Source organism: Agrobacterium sp. 22094 (assembly GCF_052046015.1).
GTDB lineage: Bacteria > Pseudomonadota > Alphaproteobacteria > Rhizobiales > Rhizobiaceae > Agrobacterium > Agrobacterium cavarae.
Window position 1 is genome coordinate 96,777 of sequence record NZ_JBQEPX010000002.1, and the last position, 16,188, is coordinate 112,964.

General features: G+C 56.9%; 16 protein-coding genes. 10 read left to right on the top strand and 6 right to left on the bottom strand.

Translation table 11 applies throughout. From position 1 onward, the window contains the following. Positions 1 to 15 precede the first annotated feature (15 nt). The 4 genes from ACTJK5_RS12970 to ACTJK5_RS12985 all read right to left on the bottom strand — a co-directional run bounded on the left by ACTJK5_RS12970 (position 16) and on the right by ACTJK5_RS12985 (position 3,755). Positions 16 to 1,335 carry an alpha/beta hydrolase family protein gene (locus ACTJK5_RS12970; RefSeq protein ID WP_112519769.1) on the bottom strand — a complete coding sequence of 440 codons (1,320 nt, stop codon included), beginning with the start codon at positions 1,333 to 1,335 and terminating at the stop codon, positions 16 to 18. Between the two features lie 222 nt (positions 1,336 to 1,557). Next, positions 1,558 to 1,926: a DUF1330 domain-containing protein gene (locus ACTJK5_RS12975; protein WP_062424450.1), complete on the bottom strand. Its 369-nt coding sequence runs from the start codon at positions 1,924 to 1,926 to the stop codon at positions 1,558 to 1,560. A 47-nt stretch (positions 1,927 to 1,973) separates the two neighbouring features. Continuing rightward, on the bottom strand, positions 1,974 to 2,693 hold the full coding sequence (locus ACTJK5_RS12980; RefSeq protein ID WP_113176036.1) for a helix-turn-helix transcriptional regulator: 720 nt from the start codon (positions 2,691 to 2,693) through the stop codon (positions 1,974 to 1,976). A gap of 96 nt (positions 2,694 to 2,789) precedes the next feature. Continuing rightward, a complete protein-coding gene (locus ACTJK5_RS12985; RefSeq protein WP_440612646.1) occupies positions 2,790 to 3,755 on the bottom strand; it encodes an NmrA/HSCARG family protein in 966 nt (321 codons plus the stop codon). A gap of 101 nt (positions 3,756 to 3,856) precedes the next feature. Here ACTJK5_RS12985 and ACTJK5_RS12990 point away from each other — a divergent pair, with 101 nt between their 5' ends. After that, positions 3,857 to 4,225 carry a winged helix-turn-helix transcriptional regulator gene (locus tag ACTJK5_RS12990; RefSeq protein ID WP_112519766.1) on the top strand — a complete coding sequence of 123 codons (369 nt, stop codon included), beginning with the start codon at positions 3,857 to 3,859 and terminating at the stop codon, positions 4,223 to 4,225. A 322-nt stretch (positions 4,226 to 4,547) separates the two neighbouring features. Here the strand turns inward: ACTJK5_RS12990 and ACTJK5_RS12995 are convergent, their stop codons facing one another. Then, entirely contained in the window at positions 4,548 to 5,351 is an 804-nt protein-coding gene (locus tag ACTJK5_RS12995; RefSeq protein WP_112519765.1) for an inositol monophosphatase family protein, read from the bottom strand. A gap of 315 nt (positions 5,352 to 5,666) precedes the next feature. On the opposite strand from ACTJK5_RS12995, the gene ACTJK5_RS13000 reads away from it, so the two are divergent. The 9 genes from ACTJK5_RS13000 to ACTJK5_RS13040 all read left to right on the top strand — a co-directional run bounded on the left by ACTJK5_RS13000 (position 5,667) and on the right by ACTJK5_RS13040 (position 14,982). Continuing rightward, positions 5,667 to 7,016: an ABC transporter substrate-binding protein gene (locus ACTJK5_RS13000; protein WP_112519764.1), complete on the top strand. Its 1,350-nt coding sequence runs from the start codon at positions 5,667 to 5,669 to the stop codon at positions 7,014 to 7,016. A 96-nt stretch (positions 7,017 to 7,112) separates the two neighbouring features. Beyond that, entirely contained in the window at positions 7,113 to 7,664 is a 552-nt protein-coding gene (locus tag ACTJK5_RS13005) for an SIS domain-containing protein (RefSeq protein WP_112519763.1), read from the top strand. A 59-nt stretch (positions 7,665 to 7,723) separates the two neighbouring features. Further along, positions 7,724 to 8,626 carry a carbohydrate ABC transporter permease gene (locus ACTJK5_RS13010; RefSeq protein ID WP_112519762.1) on the top strand — a complete coding sequence of 301 codons (903 nt, stop codon included), beginning with the start codon at positions 7,724 to 7,726 and terminating at the stop codon, positions 8,624 to 8,626. After that, a complete protein-coding gene (locus ACTJK5_RS13015) occupies positions 8,626 to 9,444 on the top strand; it encodes a carbohydrate ABC transporter permease (RefSeq protein ID WP_062424443.1) in 819 nt (272 codons plus the stop codon). The genes ACTJK5_RS13010 and ACTJK5_RS13015 overlap by 1 nt, the downstream gene beginning before the upstream one ends. Next, on the top strand, positions 9,441 to 10,346 hold the full coding sequence (locus ACTJK5_RS13020) for a sugar phosphate isomerase/epimerase family protein (protein WP_062424442.1): 906 nt from the start codon (positions 9,441 to 9,443) through the stop codon (positions 10,344 to 10,346). The genes ACTJK5_RS13015 and ACTJK5_RS13020 overlap by 4 nt, the downstream gene beginning before the upstream one ends. Before the next feature lie 16 nt (positions 10,347 to 10,362). After that, positions 10,363 to 11,358 (top strand): sugar-binding transcriptional regulator, encoded by a 996-nt coding sequence (locus tag ACTJK5_RS13025; RefSeq protein ID WP_112519761.1) that lies wholly within the window; start codon positions 10,363 to 10,365, stop codon positions 11,356 to 11,358. Between the two features lie 58 nt (positions 11,359 to 11,416). Further along, positions 11,417 to 12,499, top strand: coding sequence for a sn-glycerol-3-phosphate ABC transporter ATP-binding protein UgpC (locus ACTJK5_RS13030; protein WP_112519760.1), 1,083 nt, complete (start codon positions 11,417 to 11,419; stop codon positions 12,497 to 12,499). 104 nt (positions 12,500 to 12,603) lie between these two features. Then, positions 12,604 to 13,332 carry an SDR family oxidoreductase gene (locus tag ACTJK5_RS13035; RefSeq protein WP_112519759.1) on the top strand — a complete coding sequence of 243 codons (729 nt, stop codon included), beginning with the start codon at positions 12,604 to 12,606 and terminating at the stop codon, positions 13,330 to 13,332. A 39-nt stretch (positions 13,333 to 13,371) separates the two neighbouring features. Further along, on the top strand, positions 13,372 to 14,982 hold the full coding sequence (locus ACTJK5_RS13040) for an FGGY-family carbohydrate kinase (protein ID WP_112519758.1): 1,611 nt from the start codon (positions 13,372 to 13,374) through the stop codon (positions 14,980 to 14,982). Positions 14,983 to 15,046: 64 nt separating this feature from the next. Here ACTJK5_RS13040 and ACTJK5_RS13045 read toward each other — a convergent pair whose 3' ends face one another. Continuing rightward, positions 15,047 to 16,114 (bottom strand): LacI family DNA-binding transcriptional regulator, encoded by a 1,068-nt coding sequence (locus ACTJK5_RS13045; protein WP_112519757.1) that lies wholly within the window; start codon positions 16,112 to 16,114, stop codon positions 15,047 to 15,049. Positions 16,115 to 16,188 lie beyond the last annotated feature (74 nt).

Consider the following 16,188-nt stretch of genomic DNA (forward strand, 5'->3'; position numbering starts at 1 on the left):
ACATACAGATAAAACTCACTCCGCCGGGAGTTTTGGTTCGTAGTCAGGCAAAAGCTTGCATGCCTCATCGTAAATCTTGCGCTTTCCCTCGCAAAGCAAGGCCACGGATTGTTTGGTGGGTTTTTTACCTTCTTCGATCCAGGTCAGCATTGCAGTAAACAGCGCTGCGTACTGCGGAGTTGATAGTTTTGAATGCTCCGCCTCGTCGGAGAAATTCTGTACAAGCAGTTCGCTATTCCCGGCCTTCTCTACCGTCTGGCGGTAGATCGCCTCGTGATCTACGAAGACTGTAGGGTCATTGACTGCGTGGAGCGTTATTGTAGGCAAAACGATCTGGCCGGTGAGATCGGCGTCGTAGGCCATTGCGCGACGTGCCTCACGGTCGGCTTCAAAGCGTTCAACACCCTTGTTCAACGCCGTATCGTCATCGGACCCCGTGTACGTGACCGTGGAGTTGTCAAAAGGATTTTTTCCATCCAGTCGGCGCCAAACGATATCCGAAAAAAGTCCGGTCGCCCAAGAAAGGTGAGCCACAAGAGTTTTCTCCGGCACCTTGGTGACCGCAAGGATGTTTTTCAGGTTTCTAGACTGTTGCGCTGTGCGCTCATTCGCTGGAAGCCCCAAGCCTGTGCATTCATTGACACGTTTTTCAAGTTCTTCGCGCTTCATCGTTGCCCCCTTTGGCAGGCCTTGCCAAACGGGATATTGCATTTCGTCTTTTCGCGGGTGGTTCTTGCAATAATACTGGTAGACTGCGCGTAGATCGGCGCGGAAATCGTATCCACGGCTCCCTCCGGCTAAAAGCCCGCTGGTCAGAACGACGCCGTCGTAGTTTTTACGACCCTGCCAGTCGAGCGCATAAAGCTCCGCGGTCTTCGCAGCAACATTGCCGCCCCACGACTGGCCGTGAAGCAGGACATGTTTCGGCTTGCCAAGCTGTTGAATGGCGATGCGCCTTACGCTGTCGGTATCCTCCGCGGCCATGCGCACGCCGTAACCCTGCCGACGATAGTTGGATCCCGCCCAAGCGTAGCCTTCCTGAACCGTCACGACAAAGCGCGTAAGATCTTCTACCGGGTCATCCGCTTGTGGCTTCGCAGTGCGCGGACCACCGTGGGCATGCACGACCAGAGTACCGTTCCAATTCTTTGGTTTTGCAATCCAATAATAGGCGCCATGCAGATCCTGGCCTGCGAAACATTCTGTACCGGCTGGCAAGGCTGTAGGGCAGTCTGCCCTCTTTGGCTCTTCGCCGTCACCCTGTTGTGCTGTGGCGCTGCCGATAGCGATCGCAATAAACGCAATCGCCGGTAAAAGCGTTGTGCTGAAACGCATGAAATTTTCCTCCTCTCCCATCCCCACTGCGATGCTACAGGAATGGGAATGGGTGACAACGCTGAAGAAAAATCATTCGCTGCCTCGAGGGAATTCTTGTTCAGATTGGGTGGGATCATGCCCACTCGTATAAAAGGATGGGTGAGTTTTCACCCATGACGCGGTGGCAGCTTGCAACGCGTCCCACCGCGATGCATTGTCCGCGTCATCTCTGCGGCGCTTCTAGAAGTGTTCAGAGATCTTCAGCGGCTGCAGAACGATATCTGCAATGGCGGACCTCCCAACCTGAAAAGCGGCCTGATATTCCGTATCTTCCACCATCTCCTTGAAAGAAGTCCGTCGAGGATACTGAACCAGCAGGACCGCATCCCATCCCTGCACATCGCCTGTGGTCAGCACTTCGAGGCCATCGCCTCGGAACAGTATCCGGACACCAAAACGACCCAGGATTGGTTCTGCCAGTCGCAAATACTCAAGATGTCGTTCGCGTCCGCCATCGGGCAAGAAGCGGATAAGATTCAACATCACGACGGGATCATCGTCTTCCTTGGCCAGGAACCTCGCGAAGACGTCAGGTGAAAAAGCAACCATATCATTATCCTTTCATCGAAGCGCTCTTGATGCGCGCGTTTGAAAGTCTAACCCGGTGCTCCGTCAGAAACTGTCAGGAACGAACGCCAGTCTCGATCCTGCTCCCGCCACCGCCTCATGAGTGAAGACCGCCTTTCTGGATACAGCTCATCGAGCACCGTCGCCATTCTAACGCGATCGACGCGGAAATGCCGAAAGGCTGATCGTCTCTCGCACCAGGCAGCAAGGACGCGAACGTCATCGAAATAGACAATTATGATCGGCCATAAGACGCGCTCCGTAACAGAGCCAGCACCGTCTTCATAGCTGATCGAGACCTTGCGTAGCAGGCGGATCGCCGCCCTCAGGGAGGCGACCTGCTCTGGGTCAGAGCGCTCGGAAATCGAAGCGGCTGCGAGGAGAGCAGGCGCGTCGGCGGCGGCCGAAGATCGGTCGGCCCTGCTCGAAATAATCTTTGCCAATGCGCTTTCGCTGCTCTGGGCTAGAGAATGATCCGCTCTTTCCCGCACCCATCCTAGCCCGAGAACAAGGGCGTCTAGTTCTTCCGGCGAGAAGGCGAAATTAGGGAGGAAGAACCCCTCCCTAAGGACGAACCCGACCCCAGCCTGGCCATCGAGAGGCGCTCCGAGCAGACGAAGCGTCTCGACGTCCCGGTAAACGCTTCTCTCCGAGACGCCGAGCTCCTCTGCCAGCTCGAGTGCCGTGACCGGTCTCCGACGCGCGCGCAGCATACCGAGCATTTCGAACAGGCGGCTTATTCTCGACATTCGGCAATCTTCCAGTCATTGACCAAGCAGATATCTATGATCGAACAACACTGTGGCCAAGTAGCAGGTAGCGGCTTCATGTCGGATGCATAGAGTTCAACGCAGAGCGATTGCTGAGCTACTGGCGTTTTGTGCCGCTTCAAAAAGCGGTCTACCCGGGCCGTCGAGCCATTCATCGAAGCTCAGCAGGTGACCGAACTCTCTGCGGAGCTCGCCGATATCTGCATGTCCCGCGAGCCGCCCGTCATCGAATAACGCAGTCAATCGCCGCAGAAACTCGTTCTCCTTCAAGACAGCATCGGGAAACCTGCTGTATCCGATCGGTCGACCCGCAGCATGGCTGAGGCTTCGCTGCAGGCTTTCTCCTGTCAATTCATCCCCGGCGATCTCAATTGTTCGACCGGCGAAGCGGCCCGGGTTGGAGAAGATACCCGCAACGATCTTACCGATATCGCGTACCGCTATCACTTGCCCGATTTGCGTTGGTCGCAAAAAAGAGACATAGGCATCTTGATCCAGACCCAAACCCGGCAGCATAAGCAACTCCATAAAGCCCGCCGGACGGATGATGGTGCTGGAGATATCCAAAGACCTAATATGGGCCTCAATTTGCGACTTGCTGTCGAAGTGTCCCATGCCTGTCTTCTCCGGCCCCGCGGCATTTACCGAAGTGTAAACAAGATGACTGACGCCGACTTGTGCGGCGATATCAGCGATCATCGTGCCGTATCTGACCTCATCCTCGTCAGAAACGCCATAGGCCGCCCCCTGCCCCGAACTCGGCTGAACACTGAACACGCCGTAGACACCCGTCATCGCTGATCTGATCGAAGCTTCGTCGTTAAAGTCTCCCTGTACTACCTCTATATTAAGAGACGCTTTTTCCCGGGCCTTGGGAGCCTTCAGGTCGCGGACGAGAGCCCTGACTGACCAACCATCTGCCAGCAGAGCTGACGCGACGGCGCCGCCTTGCTGACCGGTTGCGCCGAATACGAGGATGACATTTTCCGAAGTCGTTTTGGATATTTCCGGACTGCTAGCGTGATCATTGCTGGATATCATTTGAGCCTCCTTGATGCGAGTAGGCAATATAGGTATACATATTATACGTGAGTACAATTACGCACCTGAATGCTACCACGTCTCCAGGAGTATCCCTGCCCATGGCCACCATGCCACCGGAAAGCCTCGAACTAAACAGGCTCGTACTTGAGGAAATCACGACGAAGTGGTCGTTGCTGGTGCTAGGATGCCTGTGCGGCGGGCCTATGCGTTTCAACGCGCTACGACGGGCCAATGATGGCATCACGCAGAAGGCTCTGACGCAATGTCTGCGCCGGCTTGAAGCCAACGGGTTCATAACCCGCTCGGTTGTCAGCACCGCGCCCGTTGCAGTCGTTTATGAAATATCTCGCTTGGGGCGTTCGCTCGAACCGCATCTGCAGGCAATCCTTAACTGGGCAGACCAACATCGCGATGAGGTTTTGGCCGCGCAACGACGGTTTTGGGGGACGCCTGAGCTTTCCCGCTGAGCTTACATTGTAATCATTTAAAACAATATCGTGACTGAAGAAGAGGTAATTCCGAGTAGCTGTCGTTGGCTACCATCACACTATTCAGTTATCTTGCCTCGCGAGAAAGAGTCCAACGATGGTACCGTCAACAAATGCCCCGGCATCGTCTCCGGAGCCATCAGTTTCGGCGAAGAGCGCGAGGGGACCACAATGCTTCATTGCATCTCTCTACCAGATCACTCCAGGATCATCACCGTCGCCTCGGCGCTGGAGAGCAGGACGCATAGACATGCGAGGACACTGCCGCGTCAATTCTCACAATTTTAGACTTTCTTTCCAGCTATTCCTTGCGAACTATGCTTAGCCGCTTAAGGTCAGCAAAAACGGTATGATTGCCCGCCCATATTGGCCCCGGGCTACTTAAATCGCCTGCGAACTCCGCTAGGCCACCCGCTTCGCGTATGAGCGCCACTCCGGCGAGACAATCCCAGCAAAAGAGAGTCGGATCATAATAGCCCCCAAGGCGGTTGGCGGCGACATACGCCAGCATAAGCGCGCCCGAGCCTATGCGAAAAAGAACTCCACCTTCCTTGTAGAGCTGCGTCACAAAGGCACCAACTTCAACAGGATCGGCACGTTCGGTGCCCCCATAGCCTATGTTTGTTGATTGGACTGTCCAGTCGCTTCTCATGATCAATTTTCTCTCATTGAGTGTAGCGCCACAACCAGCCTCTGCGACGTAGAGTTCGCGCATAACTGGTGCGTAGATGACGCCGATCACAGGTTCACAACTCCGAGTGACCGCGATTGACACCGACCAGTTCGGTTGCCCCACGAGGAAAGCCATTGTTCCGTCGATCGGATCAATCACCCAGGTGTAGCCTGAACTTCCAATCGTCGAACCCGCTTCTTCGCCAACGATGCCATCATCCGGGAAGTTTTTCTTGATCATTCTGCGCAGATAACTCTCGGTCACACGGTCTGCGATGCTTACCAAATCTTGCGTGGATGATTTCAACTCTGCTTTCAGCCGTTCCGGTTTCGAAAGAAATCCTTTTGCTCTGGCTCCTGCGACTTTCGCAATGCGCTCTGCCAGCACCCTGCGTTGATGGATTTCGCCCTGTCCTGATCGAACGTCAGTCATTTTTTGCCTCTGCCCTAACCGACCTCAGTAAAATCATATTTCGCGAATGATTACTATTGCAAATTTAAATTTACATGTGTATCGATTGAGCATTCTCGCTGAGAGGACGGCGAGCCCAATCCATTGATATCGCTTCACGAAGGCGCGTCTTGCGCAGACTGCAAGCTGTGCCAAAAGCGAAGGTTCGAGGGGTAAGCGCATTTTTTGGAAGAGGCGGTGTCGAGCGACGAGCAGCGCTTTTCGGCAGATATTGTTTAAGTGACTAAAGACTGAAACAAGCTTGCGCGATCAGGCAGGCACCATAGGAGGAGTGGCATGAAACGTTTGTTGAGAGTGTGCGTTAGCGTTCTGGCGCTGGTTGCAGGAGCCGCTGGTGCGCCGATGTTGGCGCATGCCGATTGGCTGGAAGATGCAGCCAAGCCGCTGAAGGGTACGGAGATCAGCGGTATATTCCTCGATCGCCCAGGTTATCGGGCGATCATCAAGCTCCTTCCGGAGTTTGAAAAGAAGACCGGCATCAAGGTCAACTACGAAATTGTTCCTTATGAGAATACGCGCGAGAAGGAAGTGCTAAACTTCACCTCGCAAGGCGACCTCACGATGGCCCTGGTCGATCTCGTCTGGATCGGGGAATTTGCCGAAAACGGCTGGATCGACCCGATCGACAATTTCACCAAGGACAAGTCGATCACAGATCCGAACCTCAAGCTGGATGGTTTCTTCCCGCTTCTGCTCAATGCGTTCGGCTCCTGGGGTGGAAAAACATACGGCCTTCCCTTCGACAACTATTCAGGCCTGATGTTCTACAACTCCTGCAAGCTCAAGGATGCCGGCTTCGACAAGCCACCGGCAACGTGGGACGAATTGATGAAGGTCTACGCGCCAAAGCTGACCGACGCATCGAAGAACCAATATGCATACGCCCTGCAATCGCTACGCGGAGAAACGCAGTCGGCCGACAGCTTCATGCGTATGCTCTGGCCCTTCGGTGGCTCGCTGCTCGACAAGCAGTTCAAGTCCAACCTGATGAGCAAGGAAAGCCAGGCCGGCCTCAACTTCCGTCAGGATCTGATGAAATATATGCCACCCGGCATCGTGTCCTTCGACCACGCAGAAGCTGTCAATGCCTTGGCCCAGGGTCAGGTCGCAATGATCACGGAATGGTCTGCCTTCTACGGTACGCTCGTCGATCCTGCCACCTCCAAGCTCGGAGACTGCCTCGCAGTAGCACCGGAACCCGCAGGCCCTGCTGGCCGTCTCCCTGCCCTTGGCGGCTTCTCTCTGGCGGTTGCCGCGCAGGCTACCGAAGAGCAGAAGAAGGCGACCTGGCTGTTCATTCAGTGGGCAACCTCTGAGGACATCGCCAAGGCCTATGTGGAAGCTGGCGGCGTTTCCGGCCGTATGTCCGTCTATAACGACCCGGAGATCAAGGCGAAGTACAAGTTCGTCGAGCCGATGGTCGCCTCTTGGCAGAAGGGCGTTCCGGAATTCCGTCCACGTTTCCCGGCATGGCCAGCCATCTCCGAAGTCGTTGCCGAGTGGGGTTCCAAGATGATGCTCGGCGAGGTTTCGGTCGAAGCAGGATCGAAGGAAATCGGCACGCGCATGGAGGATATCCTGAAGAAGGAAGGCTACTACGACGGCAAGAAGCAGTTGTTGCAGTAACCCTCTAGCGCAAATCTACAAGAGGTCGTTGCACGGCAGGGGGTGGCGGCAACTGCTGTCACCACCCCCTGCCGATCCTTTAACCGGAACCGATCCATGCTGCATCTCTCAGACCAAGCCCTTGCCGAGATTGGCGTCTGCCTGCGCAACATCGCCACGGAGCAATTCGAAGCAACGGTTGCGGAAATCACAAAAGCCCGGCGGATCGCCCTTTATGGCGTCGGGCGCGAAGGTCTCCAGATCAAGGGACTGGCGATGCGCCTTTTCCATCTGGGACTGCATTGCGCCATGGTGGGCGACATGACCACGCCGCCCGTGGCTGAAGGCGATCTGTTGATCGTTTCGGCAGGTCCTGGCGATTTCTCAACCGTCTCGGCTCTGATCGGCGTTGCGCGTAACGCTGGTGCCCGCATTCTCGTCGTGACGGCACAACCTCAAGGCACGGCGGCAAGCCAGGCTGATTGTGTGTTGCATATACCGGCGCAAACCATGGCCGACGATCAGGGAGACACGCAATCGGTCCTGCCGATGGGATCGCTCTATGAGGGCGCGCTCTACGTTGCCTTCGAGCTTCTCGTTCTCGCCGTGCGTGACCGTCTGAACGTGACGCCCCAGGCGATGCGCGCCAATCACACGAACCTTGAATAAAGCCGAGCATTGCGGCGAAAGCAGTGCCGACGCCTGCTATGCATCGAGAGGAAAGACCGATGTCAGAACCCACCTCCAGACCAAACCGCGGCTATGGCCGGTGGACACCATTCTGGTTTCTGGCGCCCGCGGTATTGACGCTGTTCTTCATCGGGATCTACCCGACGATATTTGCATTGGTGACATCGTTTCGTCGCTACAATATCGCGCGCCCGCGCGAAGGCTTCCCCTTTGTCGGGTTTGAAAATTACGCGTCCGTTCTGTCCGACAGCACATTTTGGGCGTCATTGTTCCTGACTGCCAAATTCTATGTCACCGTATTGCCGATCGAGATCGTGCTGGGTCTGATGATTGCGCTTCTGCTGCACAAGCCTGGCATGGGTTTTCTCAAATCGCTGGCACGAGTGACGCTGGTCGTGCCGCTTGCGACCACCTATGCCGTCGTCGGCCTTATCGGGAGATTGATCTTCAACGGTGATTTCGGCGTCGCCAACTGGTTTCTGGATATCCTTGGGATCGGTGGTATTGACTGGCTTGGATCGCAAAGCGGCGCCTTCGCAGCCATCGCAATCATGGATATCTGGCAGTGGACACCCTTCTGCGCCCTGATCTTCCTGGCCGGGCTTTCCATGGTGCCGGGTGAAATCGAGGAGGCTGCGCGGCTGGAAACCTCATCGAAGCTGTCCTTGTTGCGCTTTGTCCAACTTCCCTATCTGATGCCGGGACTGACCGCCCTTTTGATCCTGCGCTCGGCCGACGTTCTGAAGCTTTTCGACATGGTCTTCGTCATGACCCGTGGCGGGCCCGGATCGGCGACCGATCTCGTATCGATCTACATTCAACGTATCGGCTTTCGCGTGTTCGATCTTGGCACGGCGTCCGCCCAGGCGATCCTGCTGCTGATCATCACAATCCTTCTCAGCCGTCTCTATATCCGCGTTCTCTATAAGGAGGTGAACTGATGCGCCTGTCATCCGGCAAGGTTCTACACGCCCTAGGGCTCACCGCAGTCGTCCTCTTTACGCTGTTTCCCTTCTTCTGGATGGTTTCTGCAAGCTTTAAGTCGCAGTCTGACATTCTGGCCTCTCCGCCAGTCTGGCTCTTTACGCCGACGCTCGATCACTACCGTGAGATTTTCGCCGACTCCAAGGTGCTTGGAGGCGTCGGTAATTCTCTGATCATCGCCATTTGCACCACGGCACTCGCCGTCGCACTCGGAGCACCTGCGGCCTATGCCCTAGCCCGCTACGACTTTCGCGGCAAATCTGACCTGTGGTTCTGGTTCATCTCGAACCGCATGACGAGCCCGATCGTCCTCGCACTGCCCGTCTATATTCTAGCGTTGCAACTCAATATTCTCGACACGCATCTTGTCCTCATTCTGATCTACCTGACCTTCAACCTGCCGATCGTCGTGTGGATATGCACCGATCAGTTCAAGTCCATTCCGCCGGATCTGGAACAGGCGGCGCGACTGGATGGCGCGGATCAGTTCACGATCTTCCGCAAAATCTATCTGCCGCTTGGCGCCCCGGGAATTGCGGTGTCTGCAATCTTCTCGTTCATCTTCTCCTGGAACGAATTACTTTACGCACTGGTATTGACGAGACGCAATGTCCAGACGGCGCCCGTCGCCGCCACCAGTTTCATGTCCGGCTATGAGCTGCCCTGGGGCAAGATCATGGCAACCGGCACAGTCATCGTTCTGCCGGTGACAATCTTCGCACTGATCGTTTCGCGACACATGGTTCGCGGCCTGACGATGGGAGCGACCAAATGAGCGCATCGAACCCACTTGGTATCAACCTTTCCTTCTGCGTGAAGCGGTGGATCACGCCGCAGCTTTGGGCACCTGTCGTGCGCGATACTCTTGGACTGGACAAGATCCAGTTTTCCTTCGATCTCGTCGACCCGATGTGGCCTTCGGCAGTCGTATCGCGGCATGCCAAAGATGTCCGCAATGCCGCCGCCGATTACGGTATCGTTATTCACAGTGCCTTCATCGGTTTGGCTCATTACACCTTCAACCAGTTGCTTCATCCGGACGAAGAGGTACGGGCCTACGCCGAACATTGGCTGGAGCGCGCCTATGATTTCGCCGCCGAAGCGGGCATTCCCGCAGTCGGCGGTCCTTTGGGCGCCGTTGCCTCAAGGCCGGATGGCACCGAGGCTGACGCCATCGACGAACGCGACTATGATAGCCTGCTCGAGAGAATGATGCGGCTCGGCCAAAAGGCAAAGGCCGCAGGCCTGTCTGCGCTTTATGTCGAGCCGACGCCCATGCGCCGGGAATGGCCATGGACGATTGCGCAAGCGCGACGGATGATGACAGATGCGGCCGGCAGCGCCACACCCTGGACCTTCTGCGTCGACTGGGGCCACGGCACCATCTTACCGCTTTATGGCGAGCAGGCAGACACGATGGAGCCATGGCTTGCCGAGTTGCAGGACGTGATCTCCGCCGTTCATATCCAGCAGACAGACTTTATTCTTGACCGGCATTGGGACTTCACTGAAGCGGGACGTGTGAAGCCGCGCGAGGTCAAGGCTGAGCTCGCGCGGACAGGTCTTTCGGCCTGCCCCGTATTTCTTGAGGTCTTCTACCCGTTCGAACGCGACAGCGTCTCCATACTCGACGCATTGAAGAGCACCGTCAGCACCCTTAAGCAGGACTTTGCTTAAGCCAGGAGTGACAGTGATGGTGAACAAAGGAACGGATAATGGTGTGGCTGCGGATGATTTCAATGCGCAGCAGACCCGCGCCCGCGTAGCATGGCTCTATTTCATTGGAGGCATGACCCAACAGGAAATCGCCGATCAGTTGGGATTGACACGGTTGCGGGTCAACAAGATCCTTGGACAGATCCGCACAGATGGCTCCGTCGTGGTCGATATTCGTCTGCCGATGGCCGATTGCATCGATCTTGAGCATAAGCTGAAAGAACGCTTTGGCCTGGAAGGCGCATGTGTGACCCCCACGCTGCCGGATGACGCCGAAAATCAACGCGTGATTGGCGAGGCCGCCGGTGCTTTGCTTGATGGAATGCTGCAGGACGGAATGGGGCTTGGCGTCGGCTGGGGGAAAACCCTGTCCGCCGGTCTCAAACGGCTGACGCCACGCGCCCTGCCCGAAAGCTGGGTCACGTCGATCATGGGCGGACTAACGCGCGGGTCAGGCTCGAGCACATTCGAGGTTGCGACAGGCTACGCTCGGGCGATCTCCGCCGAATGCTGGTATCTGACGGCGCCGCTTTATTTTCCGACAGCGGAAAGCCGGGAAGCGCTTCTGTCCCATCATGGCATTCGCGAGACGATGCGGCGCGCAACCTTGGTCGACATCGCGCTCGTTTCGTGCGGAGACATGACGCCCCGCTCGCTACTGGTAAAGACGCCGACCGTTTCGGAGAACATTACTTCGCTCCTGGACGCCGGGGCGATTGGAGACCTGCTCGGTGTCTTTCTCGACGAGGACGGCAACCCGATCGATCATCCGCTGGCAGAGCGCGTCCTTTCTCTGTCACTGAAGGATCTTAAAGCGGTGCGGCATTCGATCCTGGCTTCGGGCGGCCTTTACAAATTCAAAATCATCCGCGCGATCCTGCGTGCCGGTTACGTCAAACAACTGGTGACAGATCAGGCATCCGCGGAGGCGCTTCTGCGGGATGCACCGCCGGACCGCAGCAAACGTCAATAGTCAAGCGGGCGTCGCACCGCTTGCGCGGTAACCGCTCACAGATTGGGAGTAACGAAGAATGACCTTCCTTCAGCTGGAAAACATCAAGAAACAGTTCGGCGAACTTGGCGTCATCAAGGGCGTCGATATATCGGCGTCCAAGGGGGAATTCGTCGTTTTCGTCGGCCCGTCTGGCTGCGGCAAGTCCACGCTGCTGCGCATGATTGCCGGATTGGAGGATGTGAGTTCGGGTAAGGTCCTGATCGATGGAAAGGATGTAACCTACGAAGAGCCGGCCAAGCGTGAAGTTTCGATGGTGTTCCAGTCCTATGCGCTCTATCCGCATATGAGCGTGTTCGACAACATGGCGTTTGGTCTGCGTATGGCGAAGCTGTCCGAAGAGGAGATCAAACGGCGCGTCGGCGATGCCGCCCGTATCCTTCAGATCGAGCCGCTTCTCGAACGCAAACCACGCGCCTTGTCCGGTGGCCAGCGCCAACGCGTCGCCATTGGCCGCTCGATCGTACGCAATCCGAAAATCTTTCTGTTCGACGAGCCGCTGTCCAACCTCGATGCAGAGTTGCGAAGCCAGATGCGCGTCGAAATTGCCAAGCTTCACCGCAATCTCGGCGCCACGATGGTCTATGTCACACACGACCAGGTAGAGGCGATGACTCTTGCGGACCGTATCGTGGTTCTGCGCGCCGGTCTGGTTGAGCAGATCGGTTCGCCGACAGAACTTTATGACCGTCCAGCCAATACCTTTGTCGCAGGCTTCATCGGCTCGCCGAAAATGAACTTCCTGGCCGCAAAAGTCGAGGTTGCGGATGCGACGAGCCTGCGTCTTTCCCATCCCGCATTTGAAGGGCAAGGCCTGGTGCTCAACCATCCGCGAAGCAACAAGCTCCGCCCTGGAGATATCGTTACCGTTGGCCTCAGGCCCGAGCATATCAGGATCGGCACTGACCACGCCATGCTCAACCTCACCCTCGATTTCGCCGAAAATCTGGGGGGCTCTACCCAAGTCTACGCCCGTACGCCAGCAGAACAAGTCACCATTGTGGTGAACGGTCGGCCGGATGTGACGCAGGGCGAGACAATCAGCGCGGATATCGACCATGCCCACATTTATCTTTTCACCGCAGACGGCAAGGCGCTCTGAGACTGAGGTCGAGAAAGCGTTCATCGCCGTTCAGGGACGCAAACAAGAGATCGGACAAACGTTCGATTGACAATGGCATAATGACTGTAGGGAGGAAGCCTCACATGACCGATAGCTTTGAAGGCAAGGTTGCAGCCATCACCGGTGCGGCATCCGGCATTGGCCTGGCTTGCGCACGCAAACTTCTCGATGAGGGTGCGACAGTTGTTCTGATCGATCGCGCCGAGGACCGGTTGCGGGCGCTCTGTTCAGAGCTTGGAGAGCGTTGCCGTATGCTCGTCGTCAATCTCCTTGACGGCCAAGAGGTTTCAGGGATGCTTCCGCGCATTCTGGCTGAAGCCGGACGGCTCGATATTTTCCATGCCAATGCGGGCGCCTATATCGGCGGTGCTGTCGCAGAAGGCGATCCCGACAGCTGGGACAGGATGCTCAATCTGAATATCAACGCTGCCTTTCGTAGCGTTCACGCCGTGCTTCCGCACATGATCGCTCAAAAGAGCGGCGACATTCTCTTTACCAGCTCTGTCGCCGGTGTGGTTCCTGTCGTTTGGGAGCCGATTTACACCGCGTCCAAATTCGCCGTCCAGGCTTTCGTCCATTCCACTCGCCGCCAAGTCGCGCCCCATGGCGTGCGCGTCGGCGCAGTGTTGCCCGGCCCGGTTGTCACGGCTCTTCTGGATGACTGGCCGAAAGCAAAGATGGAAGAGGCGCTCGCCAATGGAAGCCTGATGCAGCCGCAAGAAGTCGCCGAAGCTGTCTATTTCATGCTGTCCCGCTCCCGCAATGTCGTGATACGAGATCTCGTGATCCTGCCCAACAGCGTCGATCTGTAGCCGGGATTGAGGTGGAGTTGTAATGCGGGAGAGTTTTCCATGAGCCGTTCCAGATATTTCATCGGCGTCGATGTCGGCACCGGCAGTGCGCGTGCCGGCATTTTTGATGAGGAAGGCGACTGCCTTGGAACGGCCAAGCACGACATCGACATCTATCGGGATGCCCACCACATGGTGGAGCAGTCGAGCGAGAATATCTGGCAGGCAGTCTCATATGCCGTACGAACAGCTATTTCACGCGCAGGCGTTTCGCCAGACGATATCGTGGGCATTGGCTTCGACGCCACCTGCTCGCTGGTGGTGCTGGGCGAAGGCGGGTGCTCTTTGCCGGTCGGCCCATCTGAAAGCCCGGCGCGCGACATCATCGTCTGGATGGATCACCGTGCCGTAGAACAGGCAGAGCGCATCAATGCGCAGGGCCACGATGTTCTACGCTATGTCGGCGGACGCATATCACCTGAAATGCAGACGCCAAAGCTGTTATGGCTTAAGGAAAATCGGCCGGAGATCTTTGCAAAGACATGGCAGTTCTTCGATCTCGCTGATTTTCTCACATGGAGAGCAACGGGAAGTCTCGCGCGTTCCACCTGCACGGTGGCATGCAAATGGACGTATATTGCCCATGAGCAGCGGTGGGACCCGAGCTATTTCCGCCAGATCGGTCTAGCGGAACTGGCTGACGAGAACTTTGCCCGTATTGGGCAGGAGATCGTCGAGCCCGGTACGCCGGTCGGTCAAGGGCTGACGGCCAAGTCTGCGGAAGATTTCGGCCTTTTACCGGGTACGCCTGTCTCTGCCGGCATGATCGATGCGCATGCAGGCGGCATCGGCACGGTGGGGATCGGCGGAACGCCCGAATCAAACCTCGCCTATGTCTTCGGCACGTCCTCCTGTACGCTGACCTCGACCGAGGAGCCGAAATTCGTTCCCGGTGTCTGGGGTCCTTACTACTCTGCCATGGTGCCTGGCCTGTGGTTGAATGAGGGCGGACAAAGTGCTGCCGGTGCGGCCATCGACCATCTGATCAGCCTTCATCCCGCATTTCCCGAGGCGCATGAAAAGGCGCGCGCTACCGGCGTTGCGCTTCCCGTCATGCTCGCCAATATGGCATCTGCCACCAGCGCTTCTCCTTCTCAGGTCGTCACGCTGGCCCGAGGCCTTCATGTGGTCCCTGAATTCCTCGGAAACCGCGCACCGTTTGCCGATCCGGCTGCTCGCGCCGTCATTGCCGGGCTTGGGATGGAGCGCGATCTCGACAGTCTCGTCGCCCTCTATGTGGCCGGTTTGTGCGGGATCGGCTACGGGCTTCGACAGATCATCGAGGCACAGACGAAGGCGGGCGCAGGGATCGACCAGATCATTATCAGCGGCGGCGCCGGCCAGCATGATCTCATTCGCCAACTTCTTGCCGATGCCAGCGGCAAGCCCGTTATCGCGCCGCAGACCGCGGAGCCTGTCCTCTTGGGAGCGGCCCTTCTCGGCGCCACCGCTGCGCAGGTCTTCACCGACCTCAAACAGGGAATGCAAAAGCTCAGCAAGCCCGGCAAGACATGCGAGCCCGCCTCTGGAACGCTCCAGCAACTGCATGATCGGCGCTACCACGCCTTTTGCACCCTTCAGGCAAGTATAAGATCGCTGCGGGATTCCTGATCATGGATTGGCCGAGGCACGCCTTGCGCGTGACCTGGGCTTGATCATGCCCTCTCGCTGTTCATTAAGCGCGCAGAGTTTCACTGACATCGTCGAGCGGGCCGGTCAGCGCAGTGCGCGGCGGTATCAGCTGTGGCTCGATAATGGTCACACACGGCTCGCCCGGCGACGAATCCAGAAGTTCGAAACCGACTTCCAGCATTTTCGAAATATCGGGTTTGATCATGTAGACCGGAAACGGCAGGAACGACGCGAAGGGATCGTAGTCGAAACAGCCGACCACGATGTTCGCGACCACCGCCGGATCATGCCGCCCCATAAAACGCAGAAGACCCTCGAAATTGATGGACGAATTGACGAAGAAGCAACGCGGCAAACGGCCGTGGCGCATGAAATAGTTTTCAAGGACAATATCCGTCATACGCGGTGAGTAGCCTGTCTTTTCCACCGCTACTCTGCTGCAGACCGTTCCGAAATAAGCATTCTTGGCTGCATCAAATCCTGCGATACGTTCCAGACTCGCATGGTCGTCATGTCCACCGAACAGCACCACGTCATCAGGCGAAAGCGCGCCGTCGCGTGACGCATGCTCCAGTATCGCACGTGTCAGTATCTCCGCACCATGTCTGTTGTCGGAAATGACGGATGACGCAAGCTTGCCAGGAAGATCGAGATTGACGTGCGGCAGGGCTGCACCGGCACAAACCTGATGAACGCCATCGGGATTGGCGACACCCGCGATAAACAGCGCGTCGATCGAGTAAGCGATCAATGTCTCAACTGTCTTGCGCTCTGCCTCAGGATCACGCCGCCCGGAGACCACCATCGGCGAGAGGCCCCGCTTGCGCGCTTCGGCCTCGAACGCCTGCGCCATGGAGGAAAAGAACCGGTTCTCATAAACCGGGACCAGCAATCCGACGAGACCCGATTTCGAGCTGCGCAACCCCCTCGCCTGAAGGTTGGCGGTATAGCGTTGGGCCTTTGCCAGCGAGAGAATTTTCCCGGCAGTTTCCTCCGAGATACGGCGCTTACGCCAGCTTCCATTCAGCACTGCGCTGACCGTCGAAGCCGAAGCCCCCGACAATACCGACAGATCGTAGATCGTGGCCTTCTTCGAGGTCAGGTCTGCCATTTCTCGTCCTCCTTGCGAAATCGATGTGTAGAGCAATCCGCCTCTTGACGGAAGTAAAAATCGCGCCTAACCTC